This window comes from Pseudolactococcus hodotermopsidis, assembly GCF_011170085.1.
GTDB classification, from domain to species: Bacteria; Bacillota; Bacilli; order Lactobacillales; family Streptococcaceae; genus Pseudolactococcus; species Pseudolactococcus hodotermopsidis.
Window position 1 is genome coordinate 1 of sequence record NZ_BLLI01000045.1, and the last position, 18,301, is coordinate 18,301.

The window sequence follows — 18,301 nt, forward strand, 5'->3', positions numbered from 1 at the left end:
TAAAATCAAAACCTTTAAGTGTATGGCTCAGAAATATCGTAATCGAAGAAAGAGGCACTTACTTCGGGCGTCCTTAATTTGTGGTATTATCAATTTCGAAATTTAATTTCGGGAGAAGTCTATTTTACCTTTTTACCTCCGATTTTAAAATCAAACTCTTTATTTTTTCCATAAAACCCAAAATTAAACCGATAATCCGCATCAGAAATCAAATCACGCACATTTTCATCATCAATTTCGGAATATTGATAATACAGCTGATTTTTATCAATATTCTGAAATGTTATTTATTATTAAATTATACCACTTTTCACTGATAAATTATCATTAAATTTTTTACTTTTTTAATTGCTGATAAATTCTTTACTTTCTTAAAATTGAGAAATTTTTCACAAGATAACTTTTTGTGGTATAGTTAAATCATATTTGAGATACCATTCAAACACAAAGAGCTATGTACGTCAGCACATAGCTCTTTTTTTGCACCTTAAATTGTCATCACGTTCTTAATCTCATTGCCATTCTTTTGTCAAAATCTTATCAATTGCATGCGCTACACCGTGCTCTGTATTAGCCAAAGTCACAAAATTTGCTGAAGCCTTCACGTCATTTTCAGCATTTCCCATGGCAATGCCAATACCAGCTGCTTTAAGCATGCTAACATCATTAAAATTATCTCCCAAAGCAACGACATTTGCCAAAGAAATCTCGAATTTTTTAGCAATTTTCGCCAAAGATTGTCCTTTTTGCGCCTCAATGTGATTGACTTCGATATTATTGCTACCTGATGAGGTAACAGTGATACCTGAAATCTCTGACAAAGCCGCCTTGGCAAGTTCAAGCGACGACTCGCCAATCTGCCCCATAGCAAAAATTTTCAAAACAGTTAGCTCAGGATTTTCAACCACCTCTGTAAAATGGCTAACAGCAGTGATTGGTAGGGTATTCATATGCCCTTTGGCAATGTTGAAAGCGTCAGTTTCAGTCAAATTCGGCGACGTACTTTTGAGCCAATGCGCAACACTAGCCACACGTTTATCAAGACTTTCAGTGAACCCACCATGATCCGTGAAAATCTCAAAATAAATGCCATATTTGCGGAAAATAGGAATCGCCAAAGCCAGTTTTGCGCGCTCAATGCCAACTGTAAAGAGATTTTGCGCGCTTTCATTGAAAATTTGCGCACCATTTGACGTGATAAAAGGACAGGTGATGCCTGCATGAGTCAAAATCGGTCTCGCTTCTTCGATTGAGCGACCAGTTGCAACGACAAATTCAATACCCGCAGCCTGTACTTTTTTAATAGCAGCAATATTTTCTGCCGAAATTTCCATATTTTCATTGAGCAAAGTGCCATCCATATCCGACGCTATCAATTTTATCATATTCTCTCCTTTTATTTGAACTTTGAGTTAATTTTATACAAATCGTTTTTTTGTTATGCTTTTCACTATCTATTTTAGCATATTTTCTGCCAAATAAATGTTAAAATATAGGTATGAAAAAATATGAGATGATTTTAGACTATTTAGAAAATAAAGTTTCTGACGGTATTTTTAAGACCGGCGACATTTTACCAAGTGAAAATGAGCTGTCAGACTTATTTCAAACCTCGCGCGCAACTGTCAGGCGGGCGCTTGTTGAGCTTGAAAATCGTGGCATGATTCAAAAACAGCGTGGACGTGGCTCAATTGTGATTAAGCCTGATAAATTAGACTTTCCGATTTCAGGCTTGACCAGTTATAAAGAACTTGTTTCGGCACTTAATTTTGATAGTTTGACTGATGTCGTCAGCTTTGACAAGGTTTTGATTGACAAAAATTTAGCTGAATTGACACGATTTGAAGAAAATACTTATGCTTGGCGAATTAACAGACGACGCCAAATTGACGGAAAATTCTTGGTTTCGGATACTGATTTCATCAAATTTGACCTTGCCCCCTTGCTAACAGCTGAAATTGCGGCAGATTCCATTTATCAGTATTTGGAAAATGAGCTTGGCATTACGATTTCCTTTGCCCAAAAAGAAATCACGATTGACTTTATCAATCAAAACGATGAAAATTTGCTAGATTTGGATAGCAATGACCGCCATGTTGTCAGTGTCAAAAGCCATGTTTACCTTAATGATGCTAGCATTTTTCAGTATACCGAAAGCCGACATCAAGTTGATAAATTCCGCTTTACTGAATTTGCTAGACGGCAAAAACGCTAAACAAAACTGAGCAAACCGCGGAGTATTTGAGTAAAACTCAGATACTTTTTAATTTCTAAACAGATTATTTGCAATCAATAACAAAAAAGACTAGACTGAAATCATGGGCAAGTCTAATTTTTTGGGCACTACTCATATCAAACAGAAAAGGAAAAATTTATATGAAAACTGTCATTATTGGCGCAAATCACGCAGGCATTGCTTGCGCAAACACTCTCCTTGACACCTATCCCGACACCGAAGTCGTGATGATTGACCGCAACAGTAATCTCAGCTACCTTGGATGTGGCACGGCGCTTTGGGTTGGTCGTCAAATTGACGGCTACGAGAATCTTTTCTATACAACCGCAGACAATTTCCGTAAAAAAGGCGCGAAAATCTATATGGAATCAGTCGTCAGCGACATTGATTTCATCAATCAAGTCGTTCATTTTACAAACAAAGCTGGCGAAAAATCGGCAGAAACTTACGACAAACTCGTTCTTGCGACTGGTAGCAAGCCAATCGTGCCAAATATTCCTGGCAAAGATCTTGACGGCATTCATTTCCTCAAACTGTTCCAAGAAGGCCTTGCTGTTGACCTTGACCTGTCACGTGATGACGTTAAAACCGTTGCCGTCATAGGCGCTGGCTATATCGGTGTCGAAATCGCTGAGGCTGCCAAACGCCGTGGCAAACATGTCCTTTTATTTGATGCCATGCCGACTTCACTTGCCAGCTACTACGACCCAGAGTTTGCGACAAAAATGGACGAAAACCTTGAACAGCACGGCATTTCCCTACATTTTGGCGAACTTGCGACCGAGTATAAAGGCGACGGTCATGTTACGCAACTTGTCACTGACAAAGCAACTTACGATGTTGATCTGGTCATCAACGCCATTGGTTTCACGGCAAATTCTGACCTCGGTGCTGAGCATCTTGATACTTTTAAAAATGGCGCCTACCTTGTTGATAAGCACCAAAAAACGAGCGACGATAGCGTTTATGCCGTAGGCGATTGTGCAACGATTTACTCAAATGCGCTTGACGATACAACTTATATCGCCCTTGCAACAAATGCTGTCCGCAGTGGGATTGTCGCTGGTCATAATATTGGCGGTACAGTGCTTGATGCGATTGGCGTACAAGGTAGCAATGGCATTTCAATCTTCGGCTATAACATGGTCTCAACTGGTCTATCAGTCACTGCAGCTGAAAAAGCGGGTATTGATGTAGACTATACCGACTTTGAAGACTTGCAAAAACCAGGCTTTATCAAGGAAAATGCTCTGGTCAAAATTCGCATTGTCTATGAAAAATCATCTCGCCGTGTTATTGGCGCACAACTTGCCTCAACTGAAGACATTTCAGCAACCATTCATATGTTCAGCCTTGCGATTCAAGAACATGTGACGATTGACGAATTGAAACTGCTTGATATTTTCTTCTTACCACATTTTAATCAACCTTATAACTATATAACTATGGCTGCTCTTGGCGCTAAGTAAGAGACTAATAAATCATAACCCCTCGCCAAATTTGACGAGGGGTTATGATTTATTTATAATTAACACCAATAAAAGCTGAACCTGCATTAAGGTCATAGCCATCACTAGATCGGTTGTTCCAAACATCACGCAGACTATGCCAACCAGTCACTCTACCACCGTAAGGATCTGTCACATAAACATTACCCCCTGACATACCATGCAAAACAACCGCATGCGTGCTACCATAGAAAGTGTACGGATAAGCTACCATCGCAATAACTGAGTAACCTGCATCTAAAAAGTTTTTCACTGCATCATAACTATTAAGAAGCGTTGTCTTGCCACCATAATGCGCAACAGCACTCGTAACGGCAAGACCTGAAGCCCCCGCAACCATGGTATTGTACTGACCGATTGAGTGCATATAAAGACCAACGCTATATGGTGTCACATTGATTCCCATTGAGCGTAGCACCATAGCTGTCGAAGTTGGCACACAACCAGTACTTGCAAAAGTCCCAAAACCAATACTACCGCTGACATCTAATTGACTATAAACAACTGGATTAGGCAAAGGTTTTGAAGGTACATTAGTCATGGCAACCTTACCAAGCGAAGTTGAAACCTTAGTCCCGTCATTATTAGTTAAGTATGCATGAACTGTATAATTTCCTGAGTTATAATTATGATTTTTAGCATCCATGCGAACAGTATAAGTCGTTCCAGACTGTTTTGTCGCTTGATACCACTTGATGTCGCTTTGGTCTGCCTTACTCCAAATTGGCACCTCAACTTTTTTAACACCACTCGCATTAGCCCGAACTGTTAGCGTCACATCAAACGTTTGAGCGGTTTGATTACTAATACTGCCCGATATTTTAGAAGTAGTAACCGCCAAAGTCGTAGTAGGCAAGCTAATCGCTTGAAATGAATTATCTTGCGCATAAGCATAAACATGCGTCGCGTAAACACCTGCATGATTGCCATGATTTTGACAGTCAACATGCACCTTATAAGTACCATCTGCTTGCTTTTGCGCCACATACCATTTAATATCACTTTGATTGGCTGCTTGCCAAACCGGTACTTTTATTTCCTTGATACCAATTGGTGAACTTGCCTTGATAATGACATCATAACTGCCAACTTCAGAGTTAATGTTTTTTATTTCAGCGCTAAGCGTCCCTTTTTTTATCTCAAATTTACCATTATTTGCGATAACAGTCTTGCTACCATCAGGCATTTCCATATAAACATGCGTGGTATATTTTCCAAGTGATTTATGCTTAGCAATATCAACCGTAGCCGTCCAAGTCGATCCTGATTTACTTCCCTTAAGCCACTCTATATCATCTTGCCCACCAACTTCACTCCATGTTGGGAAATAAACAGCTTTAATACTACTTGCTGGCGCATCTAATTTAAGCGTTAATTTCACTTTGTTTTGATTGCTATCATCAACTGTCAAAGTACCAGTCGCTGTGAATTTCGGTGCTGGCGCACTTTTGGCAATTTTCTCGCCATTATTTTTGGTCACGTAAACATGATTAGCATACTGACCAACATGACCTTTATGGTTTTTGAGATCAATGTTAGCGATATAACTGCCGTCTGCCTGTTTAACCGCATCATACCATTTTATATCATTTTGATTATTTGCTTGCCAAACTGGCACTTGAACTTTTTTAATACCACCAGTAATAGCCAAATTCTTAATCACAACTTGATAAGTTCCTGCAGAATTTGAAAAACCTTGAGTCACAATATCAAAACTATCTGTTGACTGTGCGGGTGTCATCGAAACTTTACCAAGCGAAATCGAAGCTTTAGTCCCGTCATGATTAGTCAAATAAGCATGAACCGTATAATCGCCTTTATTATAGTTATGATTTTTTGTCTCCATACGGACTGTGTAGACTGTGTCAGACTTTTTCGTTGCTTGATACCACTTGATGTCACTTTGGTCTGGCTTACTCCAAATGGGTACCTCAACTTTTTTGACACCACTCGCATTCCCACGAACGGTTAGTGTCACATCAAATGTTTGAGCGGTTTGATTACTAATGCTACCTGTAATCTCAGAGGCAGCAAACGTCACAGTTGTTTTTGGCAAAGAAAGCGCTTTATAGGAATTGTCTGTGGCATAAGCATAGACGTGAGTCTGATACTCTCCTGTATGATAGGCATGATATTTATTTTCTACATGTACCTTATAAGTACCGTCTGCTTGCTTTTGCGCTACATACCATTTAATATCACTTTGATTGGCTGCTTGCCAAACTGGCACTTTTACTTCCTTAATACCACTCGGCGAGGTCGCTTTAATAATAACATCATAACTACCCGCTTCAGGATTAATATTTTTAATTTCAGCTGTAAGTGTCGCTGCAACCGCGTTTCGTCTATCTGTCGTGCTAGTTTCAGATTCCTTTACGTCTGCCGTCTCACTTGTCTCAACTTCTTCTACCGACGGCTCTTCTGGCACGCTTTCATCAGTCGTTTCTTGCACCGTCTCCGATACTTGCGATATTGGTGGCAATGAAGAACTTACCGCACTTGTCGAATTTGAAGTGCTTGAAAACTCAACAGTCGTCTCAGCAATGACTGGCACCGTAATTGTTGTGCCAAATAAAAGCACAGTACTACATAAAGTAACACCTCGTTGTAGTTTATTTTTCATAAATTTTCCCTATTTTTTATTGTATTTTCGCTATATGTACTATTTTAAATAATACAATTTGATTTGTCAAGACGTTAAAGACAATTACTCATTATAACCCCCCTCACTGATTATTTCAGAAAAGGGGGTTTATCATACTCAATCAATTCCAATCTCATCACGCACAACAGCGACAATCGTATCAACATAATCATCAACTTCGGCATTAGTCGGTGCTTCTGCCATGACACGCAAGAGTGGTTCAGTACCACTTGGGCGTACCAAAATGCGCCCGTTGCCTGCCATTTTCTCCTCCATTTTGGCAATGACTGCTGCGATTGCTGGCACTTCCATGGCTTTGTGTTTCATGCTATTTTCGACACGAACATTGACCAATTTTTGTGGATAAATCGTCACTTGCGCTGCTAATTCTGACAATTTTTTACCTGTTTCACGCATGACTTTGACAAGCAAAATCGCTGAGGCTTGTCCGTCACCTGTCGTATTATTATCAAGGAAAATGATATGACCAGACTGCTCGCCACCAAAATTATAACCACTTTTCTTCATTTCTTCGACAACATAACGGTCGCCAACTGCCGTAATCACACTGTTAATGCCCGCTTTTTCTAATGCTTTATGAAAACCGAGGTTTGACATAACAGTTGTCACAACCGTATCTTTGGCAAGCAACCCCTTTTCATGCAAATGTTTACCAACGATAAACATGATTCTGTCCCCATCAACAATCGTCCCTGTCTCATCAACCGCAATCAGGCGGTCGCCGTCACCGTCAAAGGCAAGACCAAGGTCAGAACGATTGTCAAGGACAGCTTTTGCGAGGTTATCGGGGTGGGTCGAGCCAACATTGAGATTGATGTTAAGCCCATTAGGTTCTTCGCCAATAACGTGAATATCAGCCGACAAATCGCTGAAAACAGCACGAGCGCTGGTAAATGTTGCACCATTTGCCGTATCAAGCGTGATTTTAAAGCCGTCAAAACTACCATTCGCCGTGCTTTCAAGAAACTCGTCATATTTGCGAACCGCCGAAGAATAATCGTGCAGAATCCCCAAACCTTTGGCAGAGGGACGTGGTAATGTATCTTCTGGTGCATCCAAAAGCGCCTCGATTTCAAGTTCTTGACTATCTTCGAGCTTGAAACCGTCGCCACCGAAAAACTTGATACCATTATCTTGGGCAGGATTGTGGCTGGCAGAAATCATAACGCCCGCAGATGCGCCGTCTTTTTTGACCAAATAAGCCACACCTGGCGTTGCGATGACACCAAGGTCATAAACCTCAATACCAACGCTGAGGAGACCCGAAATCAACGATGCCCCAAGCATTTGCCCCGAAATTCGCGTATCACGCGCCACATAAACTTTTGGTGTCCCCGTCTCATGCTGAGATAACACGTAACCACCAAAACGACCAAGTTTGAAAGCCATTTCTGGTGTCAGCTCAACATTTGCCTCGCCACGCACACCGTCAGTACCAAAATATTTACCCATTTTTAAAGTCTCATTTCTTATTTATTTAATCTATTATAACCTATTTTTTGATTGGTGTCACGACAACATCAACAACAGTCGGAGATACTGTCACATTATCCGCTGAGAGCGCGACTTTCAGTGTTGTTTCTTTGGTAATGTTGGTCACATCAATATTTGCTGTAATATTTGAAAATTGGTCAATATACTGCTGCTCGCCTGAAATATTTGCTGTCGTTTTCGATAGTTTAAAGGTAAAATCTTTAACTGTGTCAGCTTTTTTTCCTGTTATTTTACCAACGATTGGCACGTCTTTATTGGGCAAGGCAACATCGACTTTCATCGTAACATAGGCAGGCGATAAACGAACCGCCAAACTCTTGCCGTCCTTGTCAACTGCTTGTAGATAAACCTTGCCAGAGTAGTCATTGTCAAGAATCACATCACTTGGCAAGACCGCCTGAACCTTGGCAATCTGCGTGATGATAGAAGCACCTGACGTGACCTTAACCGTTTTTTTATCAATGCTAACATTTTTCAAGCTGTAACCCTCAGGTAGAAGTTTATCAGACACAACAGGTGTAATTTCAAATTCCTTAACAGCCTTTTTCTCAACCGTCACGGAAATACTGCTTGGATCAACCTGAGCGTTGACACCAGCCGCAAGCTCAACAACCTTGACGGGTACTTCAACCGTCCCTTCCTTAACTTTGGTCAAATCTGCCAACAACTGAAAACTCCGTGTATCTACAACCTCTTCTGCATTTAAACGGACAAGATTGTAAGAGGTCAGATAAACATTGGCAGTGTTATCATAGCCTGAAACAAAATATTGACTGCTATCATATTTGAGTTCGATAGGCACATCATAAAGTGTTGTCGAATGTGTCTCAACGATGTCTGTGTGTACATTTGAATTTTTGAGCTGTACAGCATTAGCATTGAAAAAGAGGACAATCGCAAAGAAAAGACTGACCAAAAAATAGATGAATTTGGATGAAAAGAAATCTTTATTTTTCATTTACTTTCCCTCTCTTTTCTGCCAACTTGCTGAGAATTTTACTACGATGTTTAGGCTTGACTGATTCTTCTAAATTTTTGATGAGAAAATCATGAAATTCACTTTTAGATAAATCTGGGTGGAACTCGCCATTTTCCGTGATTGAAATCGCACCAGTTTCCTCAGAAACAATCAAGGTAATGGCATCCGAGACCTCCGATAGACCAATCGCGGCGCGATGCCGTGTACCAAATTCCTTGGGAATCCGACCATTTTCAGTCAACGGAAGGTAAGCCGATGCAACAGCGATTTTGTCGCCTTGAATGATAACAGCGCCGTCATGGAGCGGTGTGTTGGGAATGAAAATGTTAATCAGAAGCTCCGCCGAAATCGCCGCATGGAGCTTAATACCTGTCGAGATATACTCATCCAAGTTTTGTGACTGCTCAAGGACAATCAGCGCACCGATTTTGCGACCACTCATATAATCAACTGCTTTCTCGTAAGCCTTGATATGACTAGATTTTTTTTGATTGTCGTCAGTTGAGTTAAAAATGAAAATGTTAGTCGTGCGCCCAAGGCTCTCAAGTCCCCGCCGAATTTCTGGCTGAAACACGATAACAGCGGCGATAACACCGTAGGTAATGACTTGGTTAAGCAACCATTCAAAAGTCCCCAAACCTAGCCAACCACTGACAATTTTAAGCACGATAAAAAGCAGCACGCCCCGCACCAATGTCATCAGTTTTGTCCCTTGCACACTGCGCAAAGCCTTATATATCAAGAAAGTAATCAGACCGATGTCAACAAAGGCGATAAATAAACGCCAAGGTGTCAAATTCAGCTGAATGATTTCCTGCCAATATTGCAAATTAAAAATTTGATTGAAATCGTTCATAGTTTTATTTTACCATTTTTGATTGATTTTAACAGAGATGATTGGTTTAATATTTAACATTAAAAAGCTCATCCTTTAAATTTGGATGAACTTCTAATATTACTTTAATATTTCTTGCTTTTTTTCTTTTTAAAATAGGTCGCTACTGAAGCTAGAACACTGAGAAAACCAATTCTTGAAACGGCTAGACTATCAGAGTCATTCAATTTGGCAATCTGTTCATTCTTAATTACTTCCTCATCAGTATCAGGAATAATCGGTTCTTCTTCTATTCTAGTGGAATCACTGATGTAGTCTGACTCACTAATGAAATCGGAGTAACTAATAAATTCAGATTCACTGACTTCGGACTCACTAGCCTCGGATTCACTGACTTCGGATTCACTAGCTTCGGATTCACTGGTTTCTGATTCACTAGCTTCGGATTCACTGACCTCGGATTCACTGGTTTCGGAGTCGCTAACTTCGGACTCACTGGCCTCGGATTCACTGACTTCGGACTCACTGACCTCGGATTCACTGACTTCGGACTCACTAGCCTCGGAATCGCTAACTTCGGATTCACTAGTTTCGGAGTCGCTAACTTCGGACTCACTAGCTTCGGACTCACTAGCTTCGGATTCACTGGTTTCGGAGTCGCTAGCTTCTGATTCACTAGCTTCGGATTCACTGGTTTCTGATTCACTGGTTTCGGAGTCGCTAACTTCGGATTCACTAGCTTCGGATTCACTGGTTTCGGAGTCGCTAACTTCGGATTCACTAGCTTCGGATTCACTGGTTTCGGAGTCGCTAACTTCGGACTCACTAGCTTCTGATTCACTAGCTTCGGATTCACTGGTTTCTGATTCACTAGCTTCGGATTCACTGGTTTCGGAGTCGCTAACTTCGGATTCACTAGCTTCGGATTCACTGGCTTCTGATTCACTAGTTTCTGATTCACTGGTTTCGGAGTCGCTAACTTCGGAATCACTAGCCTCGGACTCGCTAGTTTCGGAATCACTGGTTTCGGAGTCGCTAGGAATCGGCTCTTCAAATGGAATTTGCCAACTGTATTCCTTGACCTCGGGTAAATCGTAAGCATACCATGGCGTAAAGAGTTTTTCACGATAATAAGGTTGATTAACTGTTAATTGATAAGACTCCCATGATAACTCGTCCTCACGATAAGAGTAGTTCTCAATCGTCATCGTTGGCACATACGCATGTGAAATCAACTCATATGAATATTGATTATCAAAATAGCTATAAATAGGGGCAAGTTCTTGATAAAGCGGATAATCCTGACGTGTTTGATAACTCACTTCTGACGGTACATATGAATACAACGGCTCAACCGAATAACCATAATCATAAGCAGAGATTTTATTCAAGGCATAATACTCTGTCATATCAGTATAGTAATACTTAGTCCATTTATAAACAGGGTTGCCACTTTTATCCACAATTGGTTGTTTATTAGCATCTAACAAAGGATTTAGTTCCATGAAGATGTAGCTACCAATAATCTCACCCTCTGGAGTATTCAAATTATTTAAACCGTATTCTCGCGCCGTTGTACGATAAAGTCCTGGGCCTGTAATACCGATTGAGCCAACATTATCAACTTCTAATTGCTTATCAATTGCGGTATCTAGTACGGGTCTAAAGTTCATTGAACGCGCCCAACTGTCAATCCCAGATGTCGTACCTTGTGCACCAGCACCATATTGAATACCATTTTGGACTTTTTGATCAAACGATGTTTTATTTTGCTCATTGAGTACTGACCAACTAGAGATACCATTTTTAGCAATCGTACCAATACCATTGTTATACGAATCTTGCGCTGTACTTAACTCATGACGACTACCAACAATCTCTTTTGGCTTAGAGACTACCAAATATCGTAATGGCTCAAGCACATATTGTCCATCTTTTTTTTCGTAATAATCATATACTTGTCTTTCCACAACTGGTATACCTTGTTCCAATAACGATAAACTATCACCCGGCAAGTATAAGTTTGCTAATGTTACCAATTTCGGAGAACCATTTGCTTCTAAGATATGCGTATATTCCCAATCAACATCTTTTACGCCATTTAATTTGCCATCAATTATCTTACCATACTCATCATAAAGTCCTTTGATATAGACTACTTGCTTAGTATAACCAACATCTTCGCCCAAATCTCGAACTTCCTTGGGTAATGAAGCCAGAGTGTCTTTAAAATGAAGACCAACTTTCAAATCATTTTCAGAATTTTCTGTCTCATAATCATCAGGAAAATCACTAAAAATATTTTCAGAATCAAAAATCCACGGTTTGATAATTTTATCCGTTGAATAAGGTGTTAAATCACTAGCTTTAGTTACTAAATTGCCTTCAGGATCTCTAATAATAAGTCCAGCATCAAGGTCAGCTTGCAGTGTTTCAGCCGTCACATTAACGCGTTCATCTTGAGGAGTTTCCCAATAACGTGCGAGACTTTGGTCATCGTCACTGCCTTTTTTGACATAATTCACACTTTCGTCTTTGATATTTGATATATTTTCATCATCCCACTCATCAATATATCTCTCTAAGAGTTCGATAAAATCAATACCAAGCAAACCATTGGGCTTAATCAACGTCTTAGCCCCAAATGATTCATAACGTTCAAGCTGATAAACATCATGCAATTTAGCATCAGCTAAATCAGCCGTTTCTTGCTTAGTCGTCTCACGTTTTACAACTTCGCCTAACGTAACCCTCCCTGCCACTTCATCAGCCTTATCAACATCATATTCTTTTTGCGATACATTTGCTTTCTTGACAGTCACATCAGGCAACTGCAAAAGCTCACCATTTGCAACCCTGTCCGCATCAGCCTTACCAGGTATAGGTGTCGCCGTATTATCTGGCAAAATCGTTGGCTCTTCCACAGCAAAATTCGGCTGCGATTGCGCAAACGCCTTATCAGTCGTAAATTGTCGCAAACCTAACTTTGTCTGTAAATTATGATTTAAGATAGGATTCTCATTTGCTTTCACATAGTCAGGTAAATGTGACATCTCCCCCTTTAAACTATGATTTTCCAAAGCAATTAGCGCCTCAAGTTCTTGCGATTCATAAGACGTTTTTAAAGTATTTAGGGTATTCAAGCCTAACTCACTGTGAGTTGCAACAAGTTCAGACGGCAAATTTTCATGATGCGAAGCACTTGCCTTGCCTTTAAGTTTATCACTCCAAATAAATTCTTCAGCCTTGATAAATTCTTGATAATTTAATTTACCTTGCGCCTCTAACTTATCCAAAGTCTCAACTGTCTTACTTGACTGCAACAAAACTTCCAAAAAACGATAAAGCTCCGGATTCTCTAAAACATCTGTCGGCACATCAGCCAAATCAACTGTTTTGTATTTCTTTATTTTTGTCCCTTCTTCTGTGACAATATTTTCCTGCACATCAGCTGAAACCACCTGGATAAAACCTTCTGCATTTAAAACATACGGCAATATAATCGCACCCGTAAGTGCCATATATTTCAATTTTTTCTTATTATTCAAATTTTCCACCCGTTATTTAACCTTCATTGCCATTATTATAACATATAAAGCGATAAAATAAAAATAATAATGTAAAATAAAAACGAATTTTTACGTTTTTTTATCTGCTATCAAGTTTGGCGGTTTAGATTAACTAAAGACAACTTCAACTCTTACCACATAGATATTTTGAAATATAAAAAACATAAATAATTATAATTAAATAAAGATTTTATAAGTCTTTATTAATGTTATATATTATTTTCAGCTTTTAAATTTTTAAAAAACATTGTTATAACAGTATCCGATGATTTTTATGATTTTCTCATCTATAACAACAAAAATATTTTTTAGAGATATAAAAAAACGCATTTCTGCGTTTTCTATTTCTTCTCATTTCTCACGTTTAGTCGCACGTTCTGCGCGTCTCGCAGCACGTCTTGCCTCAGCCTCAGGATTTTTTTCACGTTTTGAGCGTTCAACCTTGACCGCTTTTTCGGTCACGACAGCTGTTTCGCCCTTGACTTTTGCCTCTTTGGCTAGAAATTTCTCCAAGTCGCCCGACATCCGCGCATAGCGGACAAATTTCCGTCGTGCATCTGCCGTTGTCTTGTCAAACAAAGCTTGCGCTGTCTCTGGTTTAAGGCGTTTAAGACTGGCAAATCTGACCTGCTGAGTCATAAAGTCAGTCATTTTGTCAAACTCTGGTTTTTTAAAATCTAGCTGCATTGGATTTTTGCCTCTATCTTCCAACTCAGGATTGTAGCGATAAAGTTGCCAATAACCTGACGCAACTGCCTCTTTTGCCTCTTGCAAAGTTCTTGACATGCCACCACGCAAACCATGCGAGATACAAGGCGTATAGGCGATGATAATTGACGGACCATTATGACGTTCTGCCTCCTCAAATGCCTTAATCGTCTGCATTTTGTTAGCACCACTGGCAATTTGTGCCACATAAACATTGCCATAAGTCATTGCCATAAACCCTAAATCTTTCTTGGCTGCAGCTTTTCCTGCTGCTGAGAATTTCTCAATTGCTGAGCGCGGCGTGCCTTTCGACACTTGACCGCCGGTATTGGCATACACTTCATTATCCATGACCAAAAGATTCACATCCGCACCACTAGCGATAACGTGATCAAGTCCACCAAAACCAATATCATACGCCCAACCGTCGCCACCAATTATCCACTGCGTTGGTTTGACAAATTGATCTTGGCGGGCGCGAATCGTATCAAACTCGCTACCAAGTTCAGCGATTGCACTTTTAAGTTTCTCCGCCCGTTGACGTGTGCCATCCGATTCATCTTTATGATTGAGCCAATCTTGCATGAGCGCTGCCACATCAGTCGGCGCTTTATCTAACAGCGCTGATAAATCTTTGGCAAGTTTATCACGACGAGCTTGACTGGCAAGCCACATACCATAGCCAAATTCAGCGTTATCTTCGAGTAAAGAATTTGACCATGCTGGGCCGTGTCCTGCAACATTTGTCGTATAAGGACTGACAGGCGCAGCCCCACCCCAGATTGACGAGCAACCTGTGGCGTTGGCAATCATCATGCGGTCGCCAAACATCTGCGTAAGCAACTTGACGTAAGGTGTCTCGCCACACCCCGCACAAGCGCCCGAAAATTCAAGCAAGGGCGTATTAAACTGCGTACCGATAACAGTATTTACTTTAGCGGGATTAGCTTTTGCTTTCAAAGTCATCGAAAATGCCCAGTTAGCAGCTTGCGCACGGACTTCTTCATAAGGTTTCATCTCTAAAGCCTTGCCTTTTGCTGGACAAGCCTCAACACAAAGACCGCAACCTGTACAATCTTCAACCGACACCTGAATCCGATACATGAGACCGTCAGCACCACGATAATCCTTGACAAGATAGCCCTCTGGTGCCTCATTAACCTCATCTTCATCTAGTAAAAATGGTCGAATCGCTGCATGCGGACAAACAAAACTACATTCATTACACATGGTACATTTGTCAACATCCCAAACTGGTACTTCAAGCGCTACACCACGCTTTTCATAGGCAGTCGTCCCAAGTGGCATACGACCGTCCGTCATATTATTGGCAATCAAATCGCCAACTGACAATTTGTCCCCCTCTTGGGAATTAACCGTATTGACAATTTGGAAAACGTATTTATTGACTTTTTCGCCCTTGCCGTCAACTTTGATAGCCTTTGGTTCTTCGGCGTGTGCCCAATTGGCTGGAACTTGAACTTGATGTAAACCGTCAACTGCCAAATCCATGGCTTGCCAGTTTTGCTCAACAATTTTCATTGACTTGCGAGCGTAGGAATCGTGCGCATCTTGTTTGAGAATGTTGAATACATCATCAAATGGCATAATATTTGACAACTTGAAAAAGCCAACCTGCATGGCAGTGTTGATACGTCTCCCAAGCCCTGCTTTCCCTGCGATTTCAACGGCATTCATCGTGTAAAAGGCAATCTCATTTTCAGCGATATAACGTTTCACTCGACTTGGCAAATGATGACTGAGCTGTTCATCCGTCCAAACCGTATTGAGCAAAAAAGTACCGCCTTTTTTAAGACCTTTGAGGACATCGTACTGGTGGACGTAACTTGCTGTCGAAAGGCTGACGAAATCGGCATGCTGAATCATGTAAGTCGACTGAATCGGTGTGTCGCCAAAGCGCAAATGACTGACCGTAAGTCCCCCCGATTTTTTAGAATCATAGGCAAAAGCGCCTTGAACATACTTATCCGTGCGATTACCGATAATTTTAATGGCAGATTTATTAGCGCCAACCGTACCGTCTGACCCAAAACCCCAGAATTTAGCTTGAAAAGTCGAATCTGGTGTCAAATCAAGCGGTTCACCCGAATCTAGCGAGAGATTGGTCACATCATCTTCAATGCCAATTGTGAATTGTTTTTTCGGATTTTCCTTGATCAACTCATCAAAAATCGCCACGATTTGATTAGGTGTCGTGTCTTTTGAACCAATACCATAACGTCCACCGATGACACAGAGCTCAGCTGCTTGGTCAAACAAGACCGATTTGACATCCAAATAAAGCGGTTCTCCGTCTGAACCTGGCTCTTTGGTGCGATCAAGAACTGCAATTTTTTTCGCCGTTTTCGGCAATTTTTCAAGGAAATTCTCCGTTGGAAATGGGCGATACAAATGAATATTTAAAAAGCCAACCTTGCGCCCTTGCGCATTGAGATAATCAATCGTCTGCTCAATCGTTTCGCCGACAGAACCAATCGCCACAACCACTTCCGTTGCATCGCTCACACCATGGTAATTGACCAGATCATAACTCGTCCCACGCAATTTATTAATATCGCCCATATATTTTTGGACGATAGCGGGAACTTTTTCGTAGTAGCTGTTGGTCGTCTCACGTTGTTGAAAATGGATGTCAGCATTCTGATTTGTCCCCGAAACCGTTGGATGATCAGGATTCATCGCTCTGTCACGAAATGCTTGGAGCTTGTCTTGATTGATAAGCTGACCGAGGTCATCGTATGCCAACACCTCAATTTTTTGGAGTTCGTGAGAGGTTCTAAAACCGTCAAAAAAACTCATGAACGGAACCGATGCGTCTATCGTTGCCAAATGTGCCACAGCTGACAAATCCATGACTTCTTGAACAGAAGCCGACGCAAGCATGGCATAGCCCGTTGCCCGCGCACTCATAACGTCCGACTGGTCGCCAAAAATGTTGAGCGCATTGGTCGAGACTGCCCGAGCTGCAACGTGAATCACGCTCGGCAATAACTCACCTGCGATTTTATACATATTTGGCAACATGAGAAGGAGACCCTGAGAGGCCGTGTAGGTCGTGGCTAGCGCGCCAGCCTTGAGCGCACCGTGAATCGCACCCGCAGCACCAGCCTCCGACTGCATTTCACTAATTGAGACCGTCTCGCCCCAGATATTTTTTCGCCCAGCCGCCTGCCACTCATCCGTGTACTCAGCCATAGGGCTTGACGGCGTGATTGGATAGATAGATGCAACCTCCGTGAAAGCATACGCCACGTGCGCCGCAGCCATGTTGCCGTCCATTGTTTTACGCATAAGACCTCTTTTCTGTTTGAAAAATATAGATTATAAAGCGTTTTTGACAAACTTATACACTTTCATTTTACCACTTTTTAGGGCAATATTTCAGAGTTTGAGGATTCAATTTTTGCTATTGCGGATATAGTTATATTCTATGTAAAATAACTTTTACAGCATTTTGTTGAATATAAAGTTTTCACATAAAAAATCAAGAAAATCTAATCTGTATCGTTAATTTCATTACGCCTCTTCCGCCTGTAACAGCAATAACACCCGCACCAGTTCGGCTAGATGAAGGAGAATCAAACTTGGTATTATCATACAAATAATTTTTCAAGCGATTTCGGTCATAAATGTGATAGCAAACAATATCGCCGTCTTTTTTAACAATGACATACCCACCATTTGCCTCGTCCATGCCAGTCCATTTAGTTTTTGGTACCATACCTAGCGCAATTGCAACTAGCAAATCTTTGACTTTATACTCGACTAATTCTTGATTGGCATATTTATCATAATGTTTACAAAGATAGGCGACAACGTCAGAAATTTTTTTACCTTTGACGAAGTAAGAGCACAAGAAAAGTAAGCTCAGTAATTCAGGCATTTTATAGTCGTCTAATCATAAAAAGACAACGTAAACTTTTGAACTATTTTTCGTCAATTCTAGGCGACAAGGAAAAGGCGTACAGGCGTACGGCGAGAGTTGTCAACGACGAAGTGACGGAAAATAGTCAAAAGTGTTGTCCTTTTATGGCTAAATGAGTATACAGTCGATCATGGCAAGATTATGATAAAAAGTATTGTCAATCAAGCGATTAAATATCAATTCATATCCTTCATTTCTCAAAAACTCAAGTTTATCTTTAATTTTTGAAGTACCTCACGGTCGTTTCATAAATTTAATTTATCAAACAACATCACAAATTTCCAATAACAGCACACAAAACACGCTCATTTAACAAGCACTGTAAAAGATTTTGTTTCACACTTTTCTTCTTGTTTTTCTT

General features: G+C 40.7%; 10 protein-coding genes. 2 read left to right on the forward strand and 8 right to left on the reverse strand.

What is annotated here, in order from left to right:
• Window positions 1-512 precede the first annotated feature (512 nt).
• On the reverse strand, window positions 513-1,385 hold the full coding sequence (locus Hs30E_RS07485) for a Cof-type HAD-IIB family hydrolase (RefSeq protein WP_172209296.1): 873 nt from the start codon (window positions 1,383-1,385) through the stop codon (window positions 513-515).
• Between the two features lie 113 nt (window positions 1,386-1,498).
• Between Hs30E_RS07485 and treR the strand changes: the two genes are divergently transcribed.
• Together treR and nox are read left to right on the forward strand one after the other, a co-directional pair.
• Complete coding sequence (gene treR / locus Hs30E_RS07490) at window positions 1,499-2,215, forward strand: trehalose operon repressor (protein WP_172209298.1); 717 nt, start codon at window positions 1,499-1,501, stop codon at window positions 2,213-2,215.
• Window positions 2,216-2,376: 161 nt separating this feature from the next.
• On the forward strand, window positions 2,377-3,705 hold the full coding sequence (gene nox / locus Hs30E_RS07495) for a H2O-forming NADH oxidase (RefSeq protein ID WP_172209300.1): 1,329 nt from the start codon (window positions 2,377-2,379) through the stop codon (window positions 3,703-3,705).
• Window positions 3,706-3,754: 49 nt separating this feature from the next.
• On the opposite strand, the gene Hs30E_RS07500 is transcribed toward nox, so the two are convergent.
• The 7 genes from Hs30E_RS07500 to Hs30E_RS07530 form a co-directional block, all read right to left on the reverse strand.
• On the reverse strand, window positions 3,755-6,367 hold the full coding sequence (locus Hs30E_RS07500) for a GBS Bsp-like repeat-containing protein (protein WP_172209302.1): 2,613 nt from the start codon (window positions 6,365-6,367) through the stop codon (window positions 3,755-3,757).
• 138 nt (window positions 6,368-6,505) lie between these two features.
• Window positions 6,506-7,861: a phosphoglucosamine mutase gene (glmM, locus tag Hs30E_RS07505; protein WP_172209303.1), complete on the reverse strand. Its 1,356-nt coding sequence runs from the start codon at window positions 7,859-7,861 to the stop codon at window positions 6,506-6,508.
• A gap of 40 nt (window positions 7,862-7,901) precedes the next feature.
• Entirely contained in the window at window positions 7,902-8,861 is a 960-nt protein-coding gene (locus Hs30E_RS07510; protein ID WP_172209304.1) for a CdaR family protein, read from the reverse strand.
• Entirely contained in the window at window positions 8,851-9,738 is an 888-nt protein-coding gene (gene cdaA, locus Hs30E_RS07515) for a diadenylate cyclase CdaA (protein WP_172209305.1), read from the reverse strand. Before cdaA ends, Hs30E_RS07510 begins: the two co-directional genes overlap by 11 nt.
• Window positions 9,739-9,842: 104 nt before the next feature.
• Complete coding sequence (locus Hs30E_RS07520; RefSeq protein ID WP_172209306.1) at window positions 9,843-13,265, reverse strand: hypothetical protein; 3,423 nt, start codon at window positions 13,263-13,265, stop codon at window positions 9,843-9,845.
• A gap of 372 nt (window positions 13,266-13,637) precedes the next feature.
• Window positions 13,638-17,306, reverse strand: a complete 3,669-nt coding sequence (gene nifJ, locus Hs30E_RS07525) for a pyruvate:ferredoxin (flavodoxin) oxidoreductase (RefSeq protein ID WP_172209307.1) — start codon at window positions 17,304-17,306, stop codon at window positions 13,638-13,640.
• A gap of 193 nt (window positions 17,307-17,499) precedes the next feature.
• Complete coding sequence (locus Hs30E_RS07530) at window positions 17,500-17,898, reverse strand: HpaII family restriction endonuclease (RefSeq protein WP_172209308.1); 399 nt, start codon at window positions 17,896-17,898, stop codon at window positions 17,500-17,502.
• Window positions 17,899-18,301 lie beyond the last annotated feature (403 nt).